Genomic DNA, 17,709 nt, shown 5'->3' with positions numbered 1-17,709 from the left:
TAAATAAAACAAATTTTAATATAGATACAATATGAACAGGCCAAACATAGCAAAAGCAGATATTATCAATGCATTTAATTTTAGACATGCCACTAAAGAATTTGATGCCACAAAAATTATTTCAGAGGATGATATGAAATTCATCTTAGAAACAGCCCATTTATCGCCAAGTTCTTTTGGATTTGAGCCTTGGCATTTTATTGTGGTTCAAGATAAGGAATTACGCGAATTATTGAAGCCAGTAGCCTGGGGAGCACCTTTAAAATTAGATACAGCAAGTCATTTTGTATTGGGCTTAAGCATGAAAGCACCAATGATAAAAAACGATGCCGATTACATTATGCACATGATGAAAGACGTAAAACAAATGCCAGAAGAGGTAATTGAAATGTATTCTAAATTCTACAGAGAATTCCAAGAGCGTGATTTTGATTTGGATACAGACAAAAAATTATTCGATTGGTCTTCAAAACAAACCTATATCGCTTTAGGAAACATGATGACTTCGGCAGCTTTAATTGGAATTGATTCTTGTCCTATAGAAGGTTTTCATCAGGAAGAAGCGGAGGCTTTGCTACAAGAAAAATTTGGCGTAGACACCACCAAATACGGATTGTCGTATATGCTAGCCTTTGGTTACAGAAAAGCGGATCCTGTATTTCCAAAATCAAGAAGAGCTTTAGATGAAGTTGTAACGTGGAAATAAATAATTAAAAACAACAAAAAAAATATATAGTTATGAAAGCAATTGGATATAAAGAAAATTTACCTGTAGATAATGTAAAATCACTACAAGATGTAACCGTAGAAACGCCTAAAGCAACTGGAAGAGATATTCTTGTCGAAATCAAAGCCATCTCCGTAAATCCAGCTGATTATAAAGTACGTGCCAATATGCCTGCCGATGGTGACAACTGGAAAATCATTGGTTGGGATGCTACTGGAATCGTGAAAGAAGTGGGTGAAAACGTGACTTTGTTCAAAGTTGGTGACGAAGTAATGTACGCAGGTGATATCACACGCCAAGGAAGTTATGCCGAATATCAAGTGGTAGACGAGCGCATTGTGGGTAAAAAACCTTCAAGTTTATCGTATGCCGAAGCTGCTGCTTTGCCATTGACCTCTCTTACCGCTTACGAAATGTTGTTTGACCGATTAGAAGTGGCTAAGGATGACGCTAACAAATCAATTTTGGTTATTGGTGCTGCTGGTGGTGTGGGATCGATTTTGGTGCAATTAGCTAAGAAATTGACAAAACTAAAAATTGTCGGAACCGCTTCACGCGAAGAAACGACGGATTGGTTGAAAGAATTGGGTGCAGATACCGTAATCAACCACCAAAATAAATTGAGCGAAGAATTCGAAAAATACAAGCTTGCCGCTCCAGATTATATTGTAAGCTTAAATGCTACCGAACAACATGCAGAAGAGATTGTAAAAGTGATCAAACCACAAGGGAAATTTGGTTTTATTGATGATCCAAAATCGTTCAACATCATGCCATTCAAAGCGAAATCGGTTTCTACGCACTGGGAGTTTATGTTTACGCGTTCGATGTTTCAAACAGAAGACATGATTGGTCAACACAATATATTAAACGAAGTAGCTACTTTGATTGACAACGGAACCATTAAAACAACCTTAGGTGAGAATTTCGGAACCATCAACGCCGAAAACTTGCGTAAAGCGCATGCCTTCTTGGAAACAGGAAAAGCAAAAGGTAAAATTGTTCTAGAAGGTTTTTAATTTAATGCCCTCAAAAGATTTTTTAATCCAAAGTAAATATTGAATTTTGTTACCATAGAAATAGACAAATCATGAGCAAAATAACTGTTGTGGCCAAAATTGTAGCCAAAGAAGAAAATAGAGAATTGGTTAAAACCGAATTACTAAAATTAGTTGCCAGTAGTGTTAAAGAAGCGGGTTGTATCAACTACAACTGCCTTCAAGACAATGACGACGCCAATACATTTACAATGTATGAGAACTGGAAAGATGCTGAGGCACTTACTTTACACGCTGCAACGCCTCATTACGTAGCGTTCCAAACTGCGGCCAAAGATGCTATTGCCGAATTTGCAGTCAACAAAATGACTTTGCTTGCATAACTAATACACCATTTAATTTGAAAAAAGAGCTTTTGCGACCAATGTGAATACATGGTCCAAAAGCTTCTTTTTTTTTGGTTATAATTTGATGATAGTAGTTGTTTTTTTTTGGAGCTATTTCCAGCTATTCGTTCCCGCTTTTTTAATCTTGCCAAAAAAGGCAAGATTAAAAAGAGCTCCACTTCTACCTGCCTGCCGGCAGGCAGGTCTGGGTTAGGGGTTTTGTGGGTTAAAGAAATATTGTTTTTTAATATAACTATGTTTTTCATAAAATATAAATGTAAACTTTTTCATTGTTTTATCTTACATTAGCATAATTAATGAAGTGTTATAGGAGTGATACATATAAATGAGCTAGGCGCAATGAAATAGAGTATGGAAAAATTTAAAATAGATTCTAGCACAGAGGTCATTTTTGAAAATAATGATTGGGTAGTTACCGAAAATGGAACACCTCAAATTTCTGTGCCTAAATACTTGTATAAGTATTTCTCCCTCAATGAATATAGCATAGATAGTCTTGAAAATGATTATATCTACTTAAGTAACCCAAAGGATTTTAACGATCCATTTGACTGTAATAGAAACTTGATTGCTGAAAAACAAAAAGAGCTAAGGGATTGGCAATATATTGAAAGATTAAATGATATTTCTGACATAGGAATAGCATGTTTTTCTGAAAATGGAATGGAGCCTCTACTATGGAGTCACTACGCGAATTCGTATCGTGGTTTTTGTCTTAAGTTTAATGTAGAATCATTGATTAATGCCCAAAATAGTTCTGTTAAACTAAATAGAGTAATATATTCTCAGGCTCCAGAAGTGATATCACTAGAGCATCCATTTTCAAGTTACTATCAATATCTCTTAAAACTCAATAATTGGAACTATGAACAGGAATGGAGATTGTTATTTCAAAATCCAAATGATGCTGAAAACAGATTCTATTTTGATAAGAGTTGTATCCAAGAGATTTCTGTCGGATACAAAAATATGGATAACTCCACAGATAAGGATAGAGAGCTGAAGTCCAGATTCGATCGAATAAGAAAAGAAAGGTTTAACGATGTTCCACTAATGACAGTTGGACCTCATCAGACAAAACTTGAATTGAATAAAGTATTACTTAAAGAGGGAACTATTGAAGACGGTATGGAAATGCTAAAACACAAATTCCCATTTTTATTTAAATAAATGATGTTTGTCTTTCTAATGTTCACACTTATTTCTTGCCCGGAAATAGGAACCACGCTCCGCAAAGCATAATTCCTAATTCAATTTTCAAACTGCAACTACATCGGGAACGCTGCGCAAATGTCTCCAGCTGTGCGATTCCGATAGCTATCGGAACCCGACTTCCTACCCGTTCCTATTTACCATTTCAATATAACCAAATTTCTATCACTAATCATAAAAAAAGCACAACTCTCGTTGTGCTTTTTTATCTGTTATTGTTTGCTCATTGTTGTGGGTACGAAGTCAGAGACATTCGCATAATAGCACTTAAATTTTTAAGAACAATTCGCAGAGCTGGATTTTATTTCACCTAACATATTGCCGCTTTTTATACTCTAATTCCATTTTCGTTAATTAAACAGAAGCTTTTTTAATTATTTCTAAACTTAAGTTATTGATAATTAATTGTTTGAATTATTTCTAAGGATTGACTAATTAGTTAATGTATTATATACATTCTTCCATTAATCTTTTAGATATTTCTTCTTTTTTTACATTATCAATTGAATCACATAATTGTACATATTTATAAACCACTTTTGTGTTGTCTAAACACATTTTTATTAATCGACCACTAGACAAGGAAGTAATACCCTCATTCTCTATATTAGAAATAGTATTTTTACTAAAACCTAATATTACACTAAATGTAGATGCCGAAATTTTATATTTATTTCTAAAATTTATAATTTCACTTGGAGAAGCAGCACCTTTAGCAATATGATATGCATTTTTCAATGCTTTAATGTTCCTTTCCATTTGATTTTTGGTATAATGCTTCTCTTTCAAGTCTTTGTTTATCAATCCAGTATCCTCATCTACAATGTAGTCTAAGTAAAATGCTTCATTATATACTAACTTGATTCCTTTATATACTTTTTCTACAACAGCATATAATTCGTCAGTAGTACTATTTTCTCTTGTTAATATTTTTTTAGCTTCCATAATTTTAATTTTTAAAAGGTTGCGCCATTGGGTGATTTGGCAAATGATTTGAAAATAATAATATCTGTAAACCATTAACTTCTAGTCCATATTTTAAATAAATCTCTACATTACTTTTTCCAATTTTAGTACAAAAGGCACATACTTCAAAATCGCCAGAACCTGAAGGATCAATTCCTCTGTAATAATTTTCAGTTGTCAGATTTTCAATAGCTTCCTCAATATCTTCAATTTCAATTTCGAAATCTAAAGCTAGATCTTGCAATTCTAAATTAGCTTTTCTAGTAAAAGTTATTTCTACTCCATCAGAAATTCTTTTTCTAGTTTCGTCCAAGAATTCTTGTACCAAAGCAATATTATCTGCGGTATTTGGTAATTCTAACATTGTTTGAGCTTGGTTTTAAGATATAATACAAATATACATATTAAAACTAAATTCCCAACTATTGGGAGAAATATTATTCGCAAAGTACTATAAAATACAATGCAACTGTTCATTACAGCGGTTTCAAGAAATGGCGATAAATGTGGTAAATTCACATTTTACGTTCACAAGAAATAGTATCTTAGTGGAAAATATGCGGTTACGAAGTTCGCCACTTCTGCAGGCTGCGAAACCTAAGGCTATGGGAAAAATAAATTCAGCTGTGCAATTCCGATAGCTATCGGAACCCGACTTCGTACCCATTCCTATTGACAATTACAGTAGCTAAATCCATTCCTAGATAACAAAAAGCACCAATAATAATCGTTTAACATCAAATCTACAACTCAATAAAAAATGATGCAGTGTACGTGATTGCCTCTTTCCTCACAATGATCCTGATTGCGGATGCTCGTTGTGTATGCGTGTGTGCCATTCTTGCAGAATGACAAACTAGGTGGATTTGCTAAAAAGTTGGATTAGGTCGTTTTTCATAGTTAGCAACAAATCTTTTTAGGTGGCATGAAATGGTATGCAACCCTAAATATATTCTTTTTTGTTTAGAATAGTTAGGCAACCGCCTATTTAAACGCTTCCTAGATCGTTATTCTTCAAAAATAAATTCGCCTTTGGTTTCAGCAGCCATAAGTCCCCATTCCACAATTGAATTTAAGATAGGAGATAACGTAAAACCAAATTCGGTTAAGGTATATTCTACTCGTAATGGTGGTTTTTTGGTGAATACTTTTCTAACTACAAAACCGTCTTCCTCCAGTTGTTTGAGTTGCAAACTCAAGGTGCGCTCCGTAATTCCTGGAATTTCTTTGCGTAGTTCATTGTAGCGCTTCGTCCCACTAATCAAGTGGGTCAGGATCACACTCTTCCATTTTCCGCCTATCAATTCCATGGCGGCACTTGTGGGGCACCAGGATATTTTGTCGTTGATTTTTATTTTTGGTTTTTTTTCGAAAAGTTCTTTTCTGTCCATAGCATCATTTTTATATACATTATAAAGTGCAAAGATATAGCGCTAATTATTAGTGTGCAACTATATTTTTTATAGTTAATTTTTATTTTTTAAACAATTGAAATATAGCTAGTTAAAAATTTATTTTATACTATACTTTATGACCGTTATTGTGTACATTGTAAACTATACATACTTTTGCCACTATAAAAATGATAGTATAAATAATCAACTAAATATAAGATTATGATTTTAAGTGAAATATTAAACAGCCGTTATTCAGTAAAAGAATTTGATGCTACTAAGAAGATCTCAGAAGCAGATTTCCAACAAGTAAAAGATTTATTGCGTTTAAGTCCGTCAAGTATCAACTTACAACCTTGGCATTTTCTAATTGCAGATACAACAGAAGGTAAAGAGCGCATTGCAAAAGGAACAGAAGTTTTATTTCCTTTTAACACAACTAAAGTTTACGATGCCTCTCATGTAATTGTCTTTGCTGCTCGTACCAATGCAGACGAAGCATATATGGCTAGTGTTTTGGAACAAGAAGATAAAGATGGTCGTTTTGCGGCACAAGAATTTAAAGATCAAATGCAAGGTGGACGTAAGTTGTTTGTAGACCTTCATAAATACGATCTTAAAGATTTACAACATTGGATGGAAAAGCAAGTGTATTTAAATATGGGGTCACTTTTGTTAGGTGTTGCTGCTTTAGGTATTGATGCTTGCCCAATGGAAGGTGTAGATTTAAAAGCCTTAGATATAGAGTTTGACTTACGCGAAAAAGGCTATACAGCGCTTGCAGTAGTGTCTTTAGGGTACAGAAAAGATACTGATTTTAATGCAAAATTGCCAAAATCAAGATTCCCAGAAGAGACCATTATTACAAAATTATAATCCATTTAAAACAATATAAATCATGAAAAAATTCTTAAAAATAGTTGGCGGAATCATCGTTGGCTTACTAGTAATTGGAGCCATTGTATTTTTCTTTTTTCCAAAAGTACTTGTAGATCAAACGAATGTTAGTTATGCCAATGCAGCAAACTTAGAAAAGAAAACAGTGGTTGTAAATGGGTACACCGTACATTTTTACGAAAGCGAAGCAAATAATGATAAACCAAATTTTGTATTAGTTCACGGTATGGGAGATGATAAGAACAGCTTTTTGCAAATGGCTAAATACTTGTCCTCAGATTACCATTTAATTTTACCTGATTTAGCAGGACATGGTGAGAATGAAAGAAAACAGGGTTTGGATTATTCTATCGACGGACAAGCCACTTTTCTAAAATCGTTTGTAGCTCAACTTGGCGTAACAAACTTCAACCTAATTGGTAATTCAATGGGCGGACACACAGCTGCTGCGTATGCCGTAAAATATCCTACTGATGTTACAAATTTAATTTTGTTAGATGCAGCCGGAATTACCGTAGATGACCACGTGGTATATAGTGGTTTTGGGAAAAAAATTGAAAACAGAGCGGAGCTAAACAAAGTGCTTCAACGTGTTTTTTACAAAGTACCGGATCTTCCTGGACCTATTGCTGATTATTTGATAGAAACGGTTAACAACAGTAAAGATTTTGTAGATGGTACTTTAATTCCTGCGATTAAAAACGGAAAGTATTTTAACCTTAAAGAGGATGTTCAGTATATCAAAGCACCAACATTAGTATTACAAGGAAAACACGATGAAGTGGTTCGTTTTAATGTGGCTGAATATTACAAAGATCACATTCCGAATGCGAAGTTGGTTGTCATTGAAAACGCAGCACATTCACCACAATTAGAAGTCCCAGAAGAAGTAGCTAAAGACATTAAAGAATTTATAAAATTATAAAATGAAAAGCACCATAGTAAAATTCACCGCAAAACCAGAACACGCAACTAGTTTTGCAGCAACTTTAAAAGAAGCGCAAGCAGCAACACAAAAAGAAGCGGGTAATCACGAAATTAAAGTATTTGTATCGAAAAGCGATGCCAACGTATTTTTTGTGTACGAACGTTGGGCAGACAAAGCAGCCATTGAATCTCACGATAAAGAGCCTCATACCCAAAAGTTAATGCAAATAGGCCAAACAGCCTTGGCAACGGCACCCGATTTCTACTTTTTGGGTGATACCAATCCTTTGCCAGACCGTTCTAAATCTGCAAACGAAGACGACGAACTATTCATTATTTTCTTCATCTTTAAGTTCGATCCAAGTTATAGAAAGCAAGTTTTAGCACAGTTTGAAGATCATGTTACCAACACCAGAAAAGAAGAGAAAGGAAACATTCTTTTTGATTTATATACTGTTGACGGGCAAGAAGACACTTTGGCTGTTTATGAACATTGGAGAAAAGAATCAGATGTTTGGGACATTCATTTTCATCAACCTTACGCCATGAAAACAGGAAAATTGTTGGAGGAAACGGTAGATGGAGATTTGAAACAATACATGAATTTTGTAACAGAAATATAAGACTCACCAATCTTCAATTAAAAACTACTCTTATGAAAAAAGCAATTCTATTATTTTCGCTAGTGCTTTTAGCAAGCTGCGGAAATGATAAGAAAACAGAAACAATGTCAACTTCGGAAGAAGCACACGGGCATTCACATACTCACGGTTTGGCACCACATACCGAAAACACTATTCACCAATATGCACCAACAGTTGCCTTGTTAAATAGTATCTATGAAGGTGATATCACTCCACAACAAATGGTACAACAGGGTAACATCGGTCTTGGAACTGTAAATCATTTGGCGGGAGAATTGGTTGCTGTAGACGGAGTTGTCTACACGATTGATGCTGAGGGCGGAATTGCAAAAGCAGCAGACGATTTAGAATCTCCTAATATGACGATGATAAATTTTCAGCCAAAACAGACGGTAACTGTTGAAAATATTGGGTCTTATGAAGATTTAACTAGAGAGCTTCAAAAATATGCTACGTCTAGAAACAGTTTCTACGCTTATCGAATTAAGGGTAAATTTAAGTATCTAAAAATGGCTTCGGCTCATAAAGTAGAAAATGAAGATGTCTCTTTATTTGACTATTTAGATACGCGCGTCATGTACACTAGAGAGAACCTAAAAGGGACTTTAGTAGGGCTATTTACACCAGATTATCTAGGGAACATTGTAATTCCAGGAATGCATTTTCACTTTTTATCAGACGATATTAAACTTGGTGGACATCTTGAAGACATCAAATTTGATAAACTTTCTATAGAAATTCAGGAAGTAAATCAAGTGAATCTACAACTTCCAAAAACTAAAAAATTCAGAAACAAAGACTTGAAACAAGGCGCAGCACCAAAAGCTACCGCTAAACAAAACGGAAAATAAGAAGATTATGAAAAAGTACATCATTTTAGTTTTAGCATTGTCTTTCTCTTTTGCAAGTATAGCACAAACAACAAAAGAAGACAACTATAAAACTGGAGTAAAAATTGTAAACGAAGTTAATGGAGATGGTGCTGCAAAAGGTCTAGAAGAGGCATTTAAAAGCGTGTCACCAGATATGGCAGAATACATCATTCGTTATGGTTTTGGCGAAATTTACAACAGACCAGGTTTGGATTTTAAAACAAAAGAACTGCTCATCATCGCAAGTCTTACTACTCAAGCCAATGCAACATCACAATTAAAATCGCACATGAAGGCGGCTTTGAACGTAGGCGTAACACCTAACGAGATCTCTGAAACCATGATTTTGTTAAGTCTGTACACTGGTTTTCCTGCTGCAAACAATGGAATATTTGCATTAAAAGAGGTATTAAGCGAAGTGAATTATACCGAAACTGCAAAAACAAATGCTACCGATAAATTAACCAAAAACTGGGAATTGACTGGATTTTCTATGCCTGAATCTATTGTAGCATCGCCTACAGAAAATTGGCTGTATGTTTCTAATGTGAATAAAAACGAAAAAGGATACATCAGTCGAATTACAAAAGACGGAAAAGTTGATAATTATAAATGGGTAACAGGTTTAAATAATCCTGCAGGTTTGGCATTTCATCAAGACAAATTATATGTGGGTGATGGAACAGAGTTACATATAATTGATGTAAAAAAAGGCAAGTTAATAGAAAGTATTTCTTCAAAAGAGGCAATGGCTTTAAATGACGTTGCGATTTCAAAAGAGGGACAAGTTTTTGTTTCTGATATTGCCAGCGGAAAAATTTTCACTCTCGAAAATAATAAGCTAGTGGTTTGGTTTCAAACCCCCGAAATTATGCATCCAAACGGACTTTTTGTAGACGGTGATTCTTTAGTGATTGCCAATTTTGGTGCCGAATTATCTTTATCCTTAACTGCTGATAAATATGGAAGTATGTATAAAGTAAACCTAAAAGACAAAACATTTTCGATGCTTAAAAGTAGCTATCAACTAGGCGCTTTGGATGGATTAGCAGTTGTTAAAGATGGTTATTTGGTTACAGGTGGTACCGTAAGTGATTTGTTTTTTGTTAATGATGAAACTAGAAAGAAAATAGGAACTTTTCCAAAAGGTTTAGCAGATATCAGTATTCAAGGCAATACGCTATATGCGCCAATTCTTTTCAGTGATAAAATTGAATCCTTTTCATTGCCAGAAGACCTTATTACAAGTAAAATAGTTGATGAGAAGTAATAGCACATCATCATAAAAAAGAAGGTTTAAACAAATTAAAAAATAGTATGAAAGCAATATTATTAAAACAAGCAGGCGGACCAGAAAATCTGTACCTAGCTGATATAGCAAAACCAACGATAAAAGAAAACGAAGTGTTAGTGGCTGTAAAAGCAATTTCGCTAAATCCAGCAGATGTAAAACCTAAATACAACGACGATATGTTGAGCATGTTGTACGGCAAAGAGCGACCAATAATTTTAGGTTGGGATATTGCAGGTACAGTTACAGAAGTGGGTGCAGCAGTAACAAATTTAAAAATAGGCGACAAAGTATTCGGGATGGTGAATTTCCCTGGTGTTGGTAATGCCTACGCAGAATATGTTGCAGCGCCAGAAGCCCATTTGGCAGTAATGCCTAGCAACGTTTCTTTTGAGCAAGCTGCCGCGACTACTTTAGCTGCTTTGACAGCATTACAAATCTTATCCGGAAAAGTAAACAAAGGCGACAAAGTCTTAATCCAAGCAGGTTCTGGTGGTGTAGGTCATTTTGCTATTCAAATCGCAAAAAGTTTTGGAGCGCATGTAATTACGACAGCTTCAGCAAAAAACAAAGATTTCGTACTGTCTATTGGTGCAGATGAAGTGATCGATTATCACACACAAAACTTTGAAGAAGTTCTATCGAATGTTGATTTTGTTCTAGATACACAAGGCGGTAAAGTACTAGAAAATTCAGTAAAAGTTTTAAGAAATGGCGGAAGTGTAATAACCACTGTAGGCATGAAACTACCGGAAGCGATAACAGCTTTAGCCGAAAAAGAAAACAAAAATGCATCTAGTATTTTAGTTCATTCAAGTGCAGATGACATGAATACCTTGAAAGCAATGTTAGAAAACGGAACCATCAAACCTACCATCTATAAAACTTTTGACTTCGAAGATATGGCAAATGCGCATAGAGAGGTAGAACTAGGAAGAACTGTTGGGAAAGTGATAGTTACTTTGGGATAGTTAAACTTGTCCATTAGAAAATTACAGTATTATTCATAGAAAGCATCTCTATAATTATAGTTAGAGTACAAAGTATGATTGCTTTAGAATATAAAAATCAGCTGAATTAATTCTGAAATTGAAAGTAAACATAAAATGGCGTTTGATTAAAATATCAAACGCCATTTATTATTTAGAAAATTGATTAATAAGCATCAACAAAAAGTACTTGACCAGTGATGAAACCATCAACTGAACGCTCAAAAGCTTTCCCTACTAATCTACCAGGAACAGGTTCAAATCCAGGCATCATTTCACCATATACATCCCAAGCTTCTTCTAGAACCGTTGGGTTTATAGAGTTGATACGAATACCACGAGGCATTTCAAAAGCTACACATTTAACAAACGTATCTATTGCGCCACTTGTAGTTGCATCTGCAATTGCAAACGGAATTGGTTTTGTATTTAAAATCCCTGTAATTAGCGTGAACGAACCTTTATCAGCAATGTATTCTTGACCAATACGTACAAGATTAATTTGCCCCATCATTTTGCTCATAATGGTAGTCATCCATTGTTCTTCGGTCATTTCAGTGAAATTAGCATATTCACAAACTCCAACAGTATTTACTACGGCGTCAAAATGTCCAACCTCTTTGTATAACTTTCTTAATGATTCCTCACTTGTGATGTCTACTTGAAAATCGTAGTCAGCAGCCGAACGTCCTGCAGTGATTACTTTATGTTTTCCTAAGCCGCTTAATGCTGCTTGGCCCATTTTTCCTTTTGCTCCAATTAAGATTATCGTTTTCATATATTTTTTGTTTTAAAATTATATGCAAATTTATGAAGGACGTAAAGAGTAGGACTAGGACATTTGTCTAATAAGTGATATTGGCCCTAATTCGGCTTAGATGCCTTTGGGTAATTCCTAAGTAGGATACAATGTGTTGCAAAGGTATTTCTTGTATTAATTTGGGTTGCTTGTTCAATAAATCTAAGTAACGTTGCTGTGCCTTATCTTTTTGATGGTTGAAAATCCAACTCTCAAGATCAACATACTCTTTTTCTGCAATGATTCTTAAAAATTCTAACCATTTGGTATTTGACTTGGCTAACTCTTCCAACTTCTTTTTTGGGATCGAAATAATCTCAGAATCGGAAATAGCTTGCAAGTTTTCCTGAGATTTGTTTCCAGATATAAACGACGAGTACGCCATTAGTAAACTATTTTGAAAAGTAAAACAATAGGTAATTTGGTCGTCAGCATTCGAATAATAAAAAGACCGAAAAATCCCCGACACCACATAAGATAGATTGTCGCAAATTTCGTCTTGTTGCAAGAAAAAATCATTCTTTTTTATCGTTCTGTATTCACAAAGAGCTAAGAAGTGGGTGATTTCTTGACTGGTAAATAGATTAAATTTTTGTAGATACTCTTCCATTTTAAGCCTTGTTTTTATTGTTTTAATTTAAAGCTAATTTTTTTGCAAGGTAATTATTTAGCTTTGATTCACCGCTCCTTATGTAGTTGTCCTCAAATAGGTTTAAACTAAAAGTATAAAAATCAAAAAACATCCAATTCAGCAATAAGCATACAACGAAAAGTAATTAGTATACAGCTACAGGATATAATTCGTCTAATTTTGTCCTATAATAATTGAGAACAAAATGTTGAAACGAATTATAAAAAGAATCATGATACTAACGCTCGTAATAATTAGCCTTTTGGTAGTTGTCTATTTGGCTTTCACCAACTTCTATCCCAATTTTGGAGGAGATGTATCCAAAGAACAGCAACTTGTCTACCAAAACTCGGTACAGTACAAAAACGGAAAATTCAATAATACCAATGCCGTTCCAAAAGAACTTAGCTTTTCGGAAAAGTTGGATGTAGCTTATTATTTTTTCACTACCAAAGTAACAAATGGCCGCCCAAATGAAGATTTGAAAGTCCAAAAAATCGATTCGATTGACGTTGCCGATTACAAAGGCAAAGCACGATTGGTATGGTTTGGACATTCGGCTTTCTTACTGCAAATAGAAGGTAAAACGATTTTGCTAGACCCGATGTTTGGTAAAGTCGCGGCACCACATCCATTATTGGGAGCGGACCGTTTTAATGCCGAAATGCCTTTAGCTATCGAAAAACTACCGCATATTGACGCCGTGATTTTTTCGCATGATCATTACGACCATCTAGATTATGAAACCGTAATGAAGATAAAAGACAAAACGAAACACTTTTATACACCGCTAGGAGTAGGGGAGCACCTAAAAGCCTGGGGAATTCCAGCTTCAAGAATATCAGAACTCGATTGGTGGCAAGAAATTCAATTCGATAGCTTAACTTTGGTATGTACGCCAGCGCAACATTTTTCTGGTAGAAAATTAAACAATGGCCAAAGTACCTTGTGGAGTTCGTGGGTAATCCAGTCCAAAAACGAAAGTATGTATTTTAGTGGTGACAGTGGTTACGCATCGCATTTCAAAGAAATCGGAGATAAATACGGCCCTTTTGATTTGGCTCTAATGGAATGTGGGCAGTACAACGATAAATGGTCAGACATACACATGATGCCCGAAGAAACCGCTCAAGCAGGAGTGGATGTTCAGGCCAAAAAGATTATGCCAATACATTGGGCAGGTTTCAAATTAGCATTGCACGATTGGACAGATCCCATAAAGCGCGTGCAAGCCAAAGCAACGCAATTAAACCTAGAAGTAATCACACCAAAAATCGGACAGGAGATTTTGATTCAAGGAAATAGTTCGTACAGTGATTGGTGGCAAAATTTATAATTTAATTCGAAAGACATGAAAGAGATCATCACCATAAACACCATTTCAGAATTACATGCTTTTTTTGGTATGCCAAAGCCAAAGCATCCATTGGTTTCGGTAGTTCGTTTGGCCAAAGAGTTGAAAGATTTAGAAATTGAAAAATTCAAATATTCTGTTGGCTTGTACCAAATTAGTCTGAAAGACAATTGCCCTTTTACCATCACCAATTACGGCAGAAACTCCTATGATTACCAAGAAGGTTCAATGGTTTTTATGGCACCAAATCAAGTTTTAGAAGTCGAAAAACAAAATGTAAATCGTGAAGATACTGGTTGGAGCATCGTCTTTCACCCTGATTTAATTCGAAAATCAGAATTAGGAAAGAAGATTGAGCAGTATTCCTTTTTTGGATATTCGTCTAATGAAGCGCTGCATCTTTCGGACGAAGAAAGAAAAACAGTAACTGAAATTGCTGAAAAAATCGAACGTGAATACAACAGTAATATCGATGCACACAGTCAAACGCTAATCATTTCGAACCTAGAATTATTACTCAATTACTGCGTTCGATTTTATGATCGTCAGTTCTTTACGCGAACCAATCTGAATCAAGATTTTGTGAGTCAATTTGAGCAAGTAATAAAGGAATATTACAAAGCCAATAAACAAATCGAATTAGGGATTCCAACAGTCCAATATTGCGGTGAAGCCATGAATATGTCTCCCAAATATTTGAGTGATTTGTTGCGAAAAGAAACAGGCCAAAGTACACAAGACCATATTCATCAATTTATAATCGAAAAAGCCAAAAATCAATTACTGAATTCCAATGAGAGTGCCAGTGAAATCGCTTATGGTTTGGGATTCGAATATCCGCAGTACTTTAGTAAAATGTTCAAAAAGAAAACGGCAATGAGTCCAAATGAATTCAGACAAAGTTTGAATTAGAAAGTCTTTTATCTTCAAAATTAAAACAGAAATAGAGGATAATAATCTTCTTAAAATTTAATATTCCGCTTTTTTTATCTACAATAATAGTTGCTTTTGCCTCTGACAATCGGGCATAAGTAGGAGCTAGTATTGATTAAAAACAGCTGTTAAACAATAACAAATAAAACAAAACGATTATGAGTAAAACAATTTTTATCACAGGAGCTTCATCAGGTTTAGGAAAAGCTACGGCTTTGCTTTTTGCAAAAAACGGTTGGAATGTACTAGCTACCATGCGTAAACCGGAGAATGAAACAGAACTAGCAGCCATAGCGAATATAACCTTACTGTCAATGGACGTTACTAATGTTGCGCAAGTACAAGAAACGGTTCAAAAAGCACTATCTATTTCGAAAATAGATGTGGTTTTTAATAATGCAGGTTACGGATTAGCCGGTCCATTTGAAGGAGCGTCTGATGAGCAGTTAACCAATCAAATTAATACGAATCTTTTAGGTGTAATGCGTGTTACGCAACAGTTTCTACCTCATTTTAGAGAAAACAAAGCAGGTACATTTATCACAACTACTTCTATTGGTGGCCTGATTACCTTGCCTTTCAACTCCGTGTATCACGCTACAAAATGGGCTTTGGAAGGATTTAGCGAAAGTTTAGCTTTTGAACTTAAAGAATTTGGAATAACGGTAAAAACGGTTTCACCCGGCGGAATTGCTACCGATTTTGCTGGTCGTTCCTTGGTGATGACACAACACGAAGCTTATAACGAACAGATGAACAAAGTCTTATCGGTTTTTATCGATCCTGAAAGAGCTAAAGACTATTCGACTGCAGCCCAAATTGCAGATGTGGTTTATGAAGCCGCTACCGATGGAAAATCTACCTTAAGATATGTTGCTGGAAATGATGCAAAAGCAATGTATGCACAACGAAATGAAGTAGGCGACGAAGCTTTTAGACAAGGAATTGAAAATGTTTTTTATAAAAAGTAATGGTATGCTTTGTAATTGAGAAATGATTTTGTTAATTGCTGGAGAAACTACTTTTATTTTTTATAACGAAAAGCGAACGAATGGTTCAACATTGTATCGTTTTGCCACTAACAAACAAATTTTGTTGCTGACATTTTCGGTCGTTTGTTTTAGATATTTTACAATCATTTTGGATGAATATAAATTTTCTGATTTTTTAATATCCTCCTCAAAAGTATCTGGAGTTGTAGCGTACAAAGCTCTAGGGATTATAATTTCCTTGTCTCTTGAAAGATTAAGTTTATTATAGTCCATATCGCAAAATAGGTTTTTTGGAAAAATAGATGCTATGTCTACTGATTTGTTCACTATGCAAATTAGTTGATTTGTGCTATTTTGATGCACTAAGTTTAAAAAAATGTGATTATTTAAAAAATGCAACATTTATTATGATTGAACGCGAGTACAACAGTTTCTACCTCATTTCAGAGAAAACAAAGCAGGTACATTTATCACAACTACTTCTATAGGCGACTTGATTACCTTGCCTTTCAACTCCGTTTATCTACTTAATATTACCTTTCGATAAATGAAAATTACCTAGTCAGTTCTCTTTTTAAACAATGGCTTAGTTTTTGAAACCTCTGTTTTAAATTAAAATCAACCATTCTAATCCAGTTAAATTATGAAAAAATATATTTTAGGAATCTCAGTTCTCACCTTTATGTTGTTCAGTTTCAATACTCCAGTCGAGTACTTAACTATAAAAAGCAGTCCAGAGCAACAAGTTAGTAAAGGGAAATTGGTTTACAACAAAGTATGTATGTCATGTCATCAAATGAATGGTGCCGGAATTTCGGGTGCTTTTCCGCCATTAGCAAAGTCTGATTACTTGAACGCAGATGTTAACAGAGCTATCGAACAGATTTTGAATGGTTCGAATGGTCCCATTACAGTCAACGGGAAAAAATATACTACGCCAATGCCAAAACAAGAACTGACAGATCAACAAGTCGCAGATGTTCTTACGTATGTGTATGGGAATTGGGGAAACAACAAATCGGTGGTAACACCAGAAATGGTAAAAAAATTAAGATAAGAACGAAAAAAGTCGCTAACACTTAAATCGTTAGCAATAATTTTGAGTCAAAAGCATTAAAATTAGAAAAAAAATGAAAAAATTTATATTAGCAATTACAACACTTTTACTTTTATCTTGTAATAATTCAGGAAAAAAAACGGATGCATTAGCAAAGGAAGATGAACTTTCGATAAAAGAAGTAGCGTTAGAAAAAAGAGAAAAAGAAGTTTCTGCGAAAGAAAATAAAACTGTAGATCAAAAATATGATGCAGAATTAAATGTAAGTAAAAATGTAATTCATTGTCAAAATGAAAAATTTATAGTTAGAATAGATATAATGAATAATCAAGAGGTAAGATATTCAACTTGGAACAAGCCTAAAAACGAAAGTAACAATCCAGATTTGATTTTGTCAAATGGTGAAATTGAAAAACAAGGTTCAATGGGTGGTTATACATACACTTTTGAAAAGGGAGAATGGAAATATATTGTTGAGGATAAACAAATTGGAGAAAGTAAAGAAGTGACAGGAAGATTCTTGAAATTAGTGCAAAATGAAAAGGTTATGTTGTTTACTAAAATGCAGGATATTAAATAAAAACTATTGTTAAGAGCCGTTGCAGAAGGTTTGGGCGCT

At 34.6% G+C, this 17,709-nt stretch carries 21 protein-coding genes; 15 read left to right on the top strand and 6 right to left on the bottom strand.

The genetic code is table 11. From position 1 onward, the window contains the following. The first annotated feature begins 31 nt into the window (after positions 1–31). The 4 genes from BLV35_RS08655 to BLV35_RS08640 all read left to right on the top strand — a co-directional run bounded on the left by BLV35_RS08655 (position 32) and on the right by BLV35_RS08640 (position 3,302). Entirely contained in the window at positions 32–706 is a 675-nt protein-coding gene (locus tag BLV35_RS08655) for an NAD(P)H-dependent oxidoreductase (RefSeq protein WP_091088057.1), read from the top strand. Between the two features lie 32 nt (positions 707–738). Beyond that, positions 739–1,746 carry a zinc-binding alcohol dehydrogenase family protein gene (locus tag BLV35_RS08650; protein WP_091088054.1) on the top strand — a complete coding sequence of 336 codons (1,008 nt, stop codon included), beginning with the start codon at positions 739–741 and terminating at the stop codon, positions 1,744–1,746. A 71-nt stretch (positions 1,747–1,817) separates the two neighbouring features. Continuing rightward, complete coding sequence (locus tag BLV35_RS08645) at positions 1,818–2,108, top strand: putative quinol monooxygenase (RefSeq protein ID WP_091088050.1); 291 nt, start codon at positions 1,818–1,820, stop codon at positions 2,106–2,108. Between the two features lie 375 nt (positions 2,109–2,483). After that, complete coding sequence (locus tag BLV35_RS08640) at positions 2,484–3,302, top strand: DUF2971 domain-containing protein (protein ID WP_091088047.1); 819 nt, start codon at positions 2,484–2,486, stop codon at positions 3,300–3,302. Between the two features lie 489 nt (positions 3,303–3,791). Here the strand turns inward: BLV35_RS08640 and BLV35_RS08635 are convergent, their stop codons facing one another. From BLV35_RS08635 to BLV35_RS08625, 3 genes are all read right to left on the bottom strand, one after another. Then, a complete protein-coding gene (locus BLV35_RS08635) occupies positions 3,792–4,289 on the bottom strand; it encodes a helix-turn-helix domain-containing protein (RefSeq protein WP_091088043.1) in 498 nt (165 codons plus the stop codon). A 4-nt stretch (positions 4,290–4,293) separates the two neighbouring features. Then, positions 4,294–4,674: a hypothetical protein gene (locus BLV35_RS08630; RefSeq protein WP_091088040.1), complete on the bottom strand. Its 381-nt coding sequence runs from the start codon at positions 4,672–4,674 to the stop codon at positions 4,294–4,296. 643 nt (positions 4,675–5,317) lie between these two features. Continuing rightward, positions 5,318–5,701 carry a winged helix-turn-helix transcriptional regulator gene (locus tag BLV35_RS08625; RefSeq protein ID WP_091088036.1) on the bottom strand — a complete coding sequence of 128 codons (384 nt, stop codon included), beginning with the start codon at positions 5,699–5,701 and terminating at the stop codon, positions 5,318–5,320. Positions 5,702–5,926: 225 nt separating this feature from the next. On the opposite strand from BLV35_RS08625, the gene nfsB reads away from it, so the two are divergent. From nfsB to BLV35_RS08595, 6 genes are read left to right on the top strand one after another with little or no spacing between them, the layout of a single operon-like run. Beyond that, positions 5,927–6,580 carry an oxygen-insensitive NAD(P)H nitroreductase gene (gene nfsB, locus BLV35_RS08620; protein WP_091088032.1) on the top strand — a complete coding sequence of 218 codons (654 nt, stop codon included), beginning with the start codon at positions 5,927–5,929 and terminating at the stop codon, positions 6,578–6,580. Between the two features lie 22 nt (positions 6,581–6,602). After that, complete coding sequence (locus BLV35_RS08615) at positions 6,603–7,526, top strand: alpha/beta fold hydrolase (RefSeq protein WP_091088029.1); 924 nt, start codon at positions 6,603–6,605, stop codon at positions 7,524–7,526. Position 7,527: 1 nt separating this feature from the next. Next, entirely contained in the window at positions 7,528–8,151 is a 624-nt protein-coding gene (locus BLV35_RS08610) for a putative quinol monooxygenase (RefSeq protein WP_091088026.1), read from the top strand. Between the two features lie 32 nt (positions 8,152–8,183). Beyond that, positions 8,184–9,023, top strand: coding sequence for an acetolactate decarboxylase (gene budA / locus BLV35_RS08605; RefSeq protein WP_091088024.1), 840 nt, complete (start codon positions 8,184–8,186; stop codon positions 9,021–9,023). Positions 9,024–9,030: 7 nt separating this feature from the next. Continuing rightward, a complete protein-coding gene (locus BLV35_RS08600; protein ID WP_091088018.1) occupies positions 9,031–10,314 on the top strand; it encodes a carboxymuconolactone decarboxylase family protein in 1,284 nt (427 codons plus the stop codon). A gap of 47 nt (positions 10,315–10,361) precedes the next feature. Next, positions 10,362–11,306 (top strand): NADP-dependent oxidoreductase, encoded by a 945-nt coding sequence (locus tag BLV35_RS08595; protein WP_091088011.1) that lies wholly within the window; start codon positions 10,362–10,364, stop codon positions 11,304–11,306. 184 nt (positions 11,307–11,490) lie between these two features. On the opposite strand, the gene BLV35_RS08590 is transcribed toward BLV35_RS08595, so the two are convergent. After that, complete coding sequence (locus tag BLV35_RS08590; RefSeq protein WP_091088008.1) at positions 11,491–12,102, bottom strand: short chain dehydrogenase; 612 nt, start codon at positions 12,100–12,102, stop codon at positions 11,491–11,493. Positions 12,103–12,169: 67 nt separating this feature from the next. Continuing rightward, the gene (locus BLV35_RS08585) at positions 12,170–12,733 is read right to left on the bottom strand and encodes a Crp/Fnr family transcriptional regulator (protein ID WP_091088005.1); all 564 of its coding nucleotides are present in this window, start codon (positions 12,731–12,733) and stop codon (positions 12,170–12,172) included. A gap of 253 nt (positions 12,734–12,986) precedes the next feature. Between BLV35_RS08585 and BLV35_RS08580 the strand changes: the two genes are divergently transcribed. The 3 genes from BLV35_RS08580 to BLV35_RS08570 all read left to right on the top strand — a co-directional run bounded on the left by BLV35_RS08580 (position 12,987) and on the right by BLV35_RS08570 (position 16,012). Beyond that, positions 12,987–14,090 carry an MBL fold metallo-hydrolase gene (locus tag BLV35_RS08580; RefSeq protein ID WP_091088539.1) on the top strand — a complete coding sequence of 368 codons (1,104 nt, stop codon included), beginning with the start codon at positions 12,987–12,989 and terminating at the stop codon, positions 14,088–14,090. A 15-nt stretch (positions 14,091–14,105) separates the two neighbouring features. Beyond that, positions 14,106–15,020, top strand: a complete 915-nt coding sequence (locus BLV35_RS08575) for a helix-turn-helix domain-containing protein (RefSeq protein ID WP_091088001.1) — start codon at positions 14,106–14,108, stop codon at positions 15,018–15,020. 179 nt (positions 15,021–15,199) lie between these two features. Further along, complete coding sequence (locus BLV35_RS08570; RefSeq protein ID WP_091087998.1) at positions 15,200–16,012, top strand: SDR family oxidoreductase; 813 nt, start codon at positions 15,200–15,202, stop codon at positions 16,010–16,012. 60 nt (positions 16,013–16,072) lie between these two features. Here BLV35_RS08570 and BLV35_RS19730 read toward each other — a convergent pair whose 3' ends face one another. Further along, entirely contained in the window at positions 16,073–16,435 is a 363-nt protein-coding gene (locus tag BLV35_RS19730; RefSeq protein WP_394331043.1) for a DUF6922 domain-containing protein, read from the bottom strand. Positions 16,436–16,676: 241 nt separating this feature from the next. On the opposite strand from BLV35_RS19730, the gene BLV35_RS08560 reads away from it, so the two are divergent. Both BLV35_RS08560 and BLV35_RS08555 read left to right on the top strand, forming a co-directional pair. Next, positions 16,677–17,090: a c-type cytochrome gene (locus BLV35_RS08560; protein ID WP_091087992.1), complete on the top strand. Its 414-nt coding sequence runs from the start codon at positions 16,677–16,679 to the stop codon at positions 17,088–17,090. Positions 17,091–17,163: 73 nt separating this feature from the next. Continuing rightward, entirely contained in the window at positions 17,164–17,670 is a 507-nt protein-coding gene (locus BLV35_RS08555; RefSeq protein WP_091087988.1) for a hypothetical protein, read from the top strand. Positions 17,671–17,709: the final 39 nt, after the last annotated feature.

Source organism: Flavobacterium gillisiae, from assembly GCF_900107635.1.
Classification (GTDB): domain Bacteria; phylum Bacteroidota; class Bacteroidia; order Flavobacteriales; family Flavobacteriaceae; genus Flavobacterium; species Flavobacterium gillisiae.
The sequence above is the reverse complement of the archived record's forward strand: the minus strand, read 5'-3'. Positions and strand labels throughout refer to the sequence as shown.

Coding starts and splice junctions, on each gene's coding strand:
- BLV35_RS08625 (WP_091088036.1), bottom strand. CDS start 5,701: ATGGACAGAAAAGAACTTTTCGAAAAAAAACCAAAAATAAAAATCAAC.
- nfsB (WP_091088032.1), top strand. CDS start 5,927: ATGATTTTAAGTGAAATATTAAACAGCCGTTATTCAGTAAAAGAATTT.
- BLV35_RS08630 (WP_091088040.1), bottom strand. CDS start 4,674: ATGTTAGAATTACCAAATACCGCAGATAATATTGCTTTGGTACAAGAA.
- BLV35_RS08595 (WP_091088011.1), top strand. CDS start 10,362: ATGAAAGCAATATTATTAAAACAAGCAGGCGGACCAGAAAATCTGTAC.
- BLV35_RS08615 (WP_091088029.1), top strand. CDS start 6,603: ATGAAAAAATTCTTAAAAATAGTTGGCGGAATCATCGTTGGCTTACTA.
- BLV35_RS08555 (WP_091087988.1), top strand. CDS start 17,164: ATGAAAAAATTTATATTAGCAATTACAACACTTTTACTTTTATCTTGT.
- BLV35_RS08580 (WP_091088539.1), top strand. CDS start 12,987: ATGATACTAACGCTCGTAATAATTAGCCTTTTGGTAGTTGTCTATTTG.
- BLV35_RS08645 (WP_091088050.1), top strand. CDS start 1,818: ATGAGCAAAATAACTGTTGTGGCCAAAATTGTAGCCAAAGAAGAAAAT.
- BLV35_RS08600 (WP_091088018.1), top strand. CDS start 9,031: ATGAAAAAGTACATCATTTTAGTTTTAGCATTGTCTTTCTCTTTTGCA.
- BLV35_RS08650 (WP_091088054.1), top strand. CDS start 739: ATGAAAGCAATTGGATATAAAGAAAATTTACCTGTAGATAATGTAAAA.
- BLV35_RS08655 (WP_091088057.1), top strand. CDS start 32: ATGAACAGGCCAAACATAGCAAAAGCAGATATTATCAATGCATTTAAT.
- budA (WP_091088024.1), top strand. CDS start 8,184: ATGAAAAAAGCAATTCTATTATTTTCGCTAGTGCTTTTAGCAAGCTGC.
- BLV35_RS08575 (WP_091088001.1), top strand. CDS start 14,106: ATGAAAGAGATCATCACCATAAACACCATTTCAGAATTACATGCTTTT.
- BLV35_RS08635 (WP_091088043.1), bottom strand. CDS start 4,289: ATGGAAGCTAAAAAAATATTAACAAGAGAAAATAGTACTACTGACGAA.
- BLV35_RS08560 (WP_091087992.1), top strand. CDS start 16,677: ATGAAAAAATATATTTTAGGAATCTCAGTTCTCACCTTTATGTTGTTC.
- BLV35_RS08590 (WP_091088008.1), bottom strand. CDS start 12,102: ATGAAAACGATAATCTTAATTGGAGCAAAAGGAAAAATGGGCCAAGCA.
- BLV35_RS08640 (WP_091088047.1), top strand. CDS start 2,484: ATGGAAAAATTTAAAATAGATTCTAGCACAGAGGTCATTTTTGAAAAT.
- BLV35_RS08610 (WP_091088026.1), top strand. CDS start 7,528: ATGAAAAGCACCATAGTAAAATTCACCGCAAAACCAGAACACGCAACT.
- BLV35_RS19730 (WP_394331043.1), bottom strand. CDS start 16,435: ATGTTGCATTTTTTAAATAATCACATTTTTTTAAACTTAGTGCATCAA.
- BLV35_RS08585 (WP_091088005.1), bottom strand. CDS start 12,733: ATGGAAGAGTATCTACAAAAATTTAATCTATTTACCAGTCAAGAAATC.
- BLV35_RS08570 (WP_091087998.1), top strand. CDS start 15,200: ATGAGTAAAACAATTTTTATCACAGGAGCTTCATCAGGTTTAGGAAAA.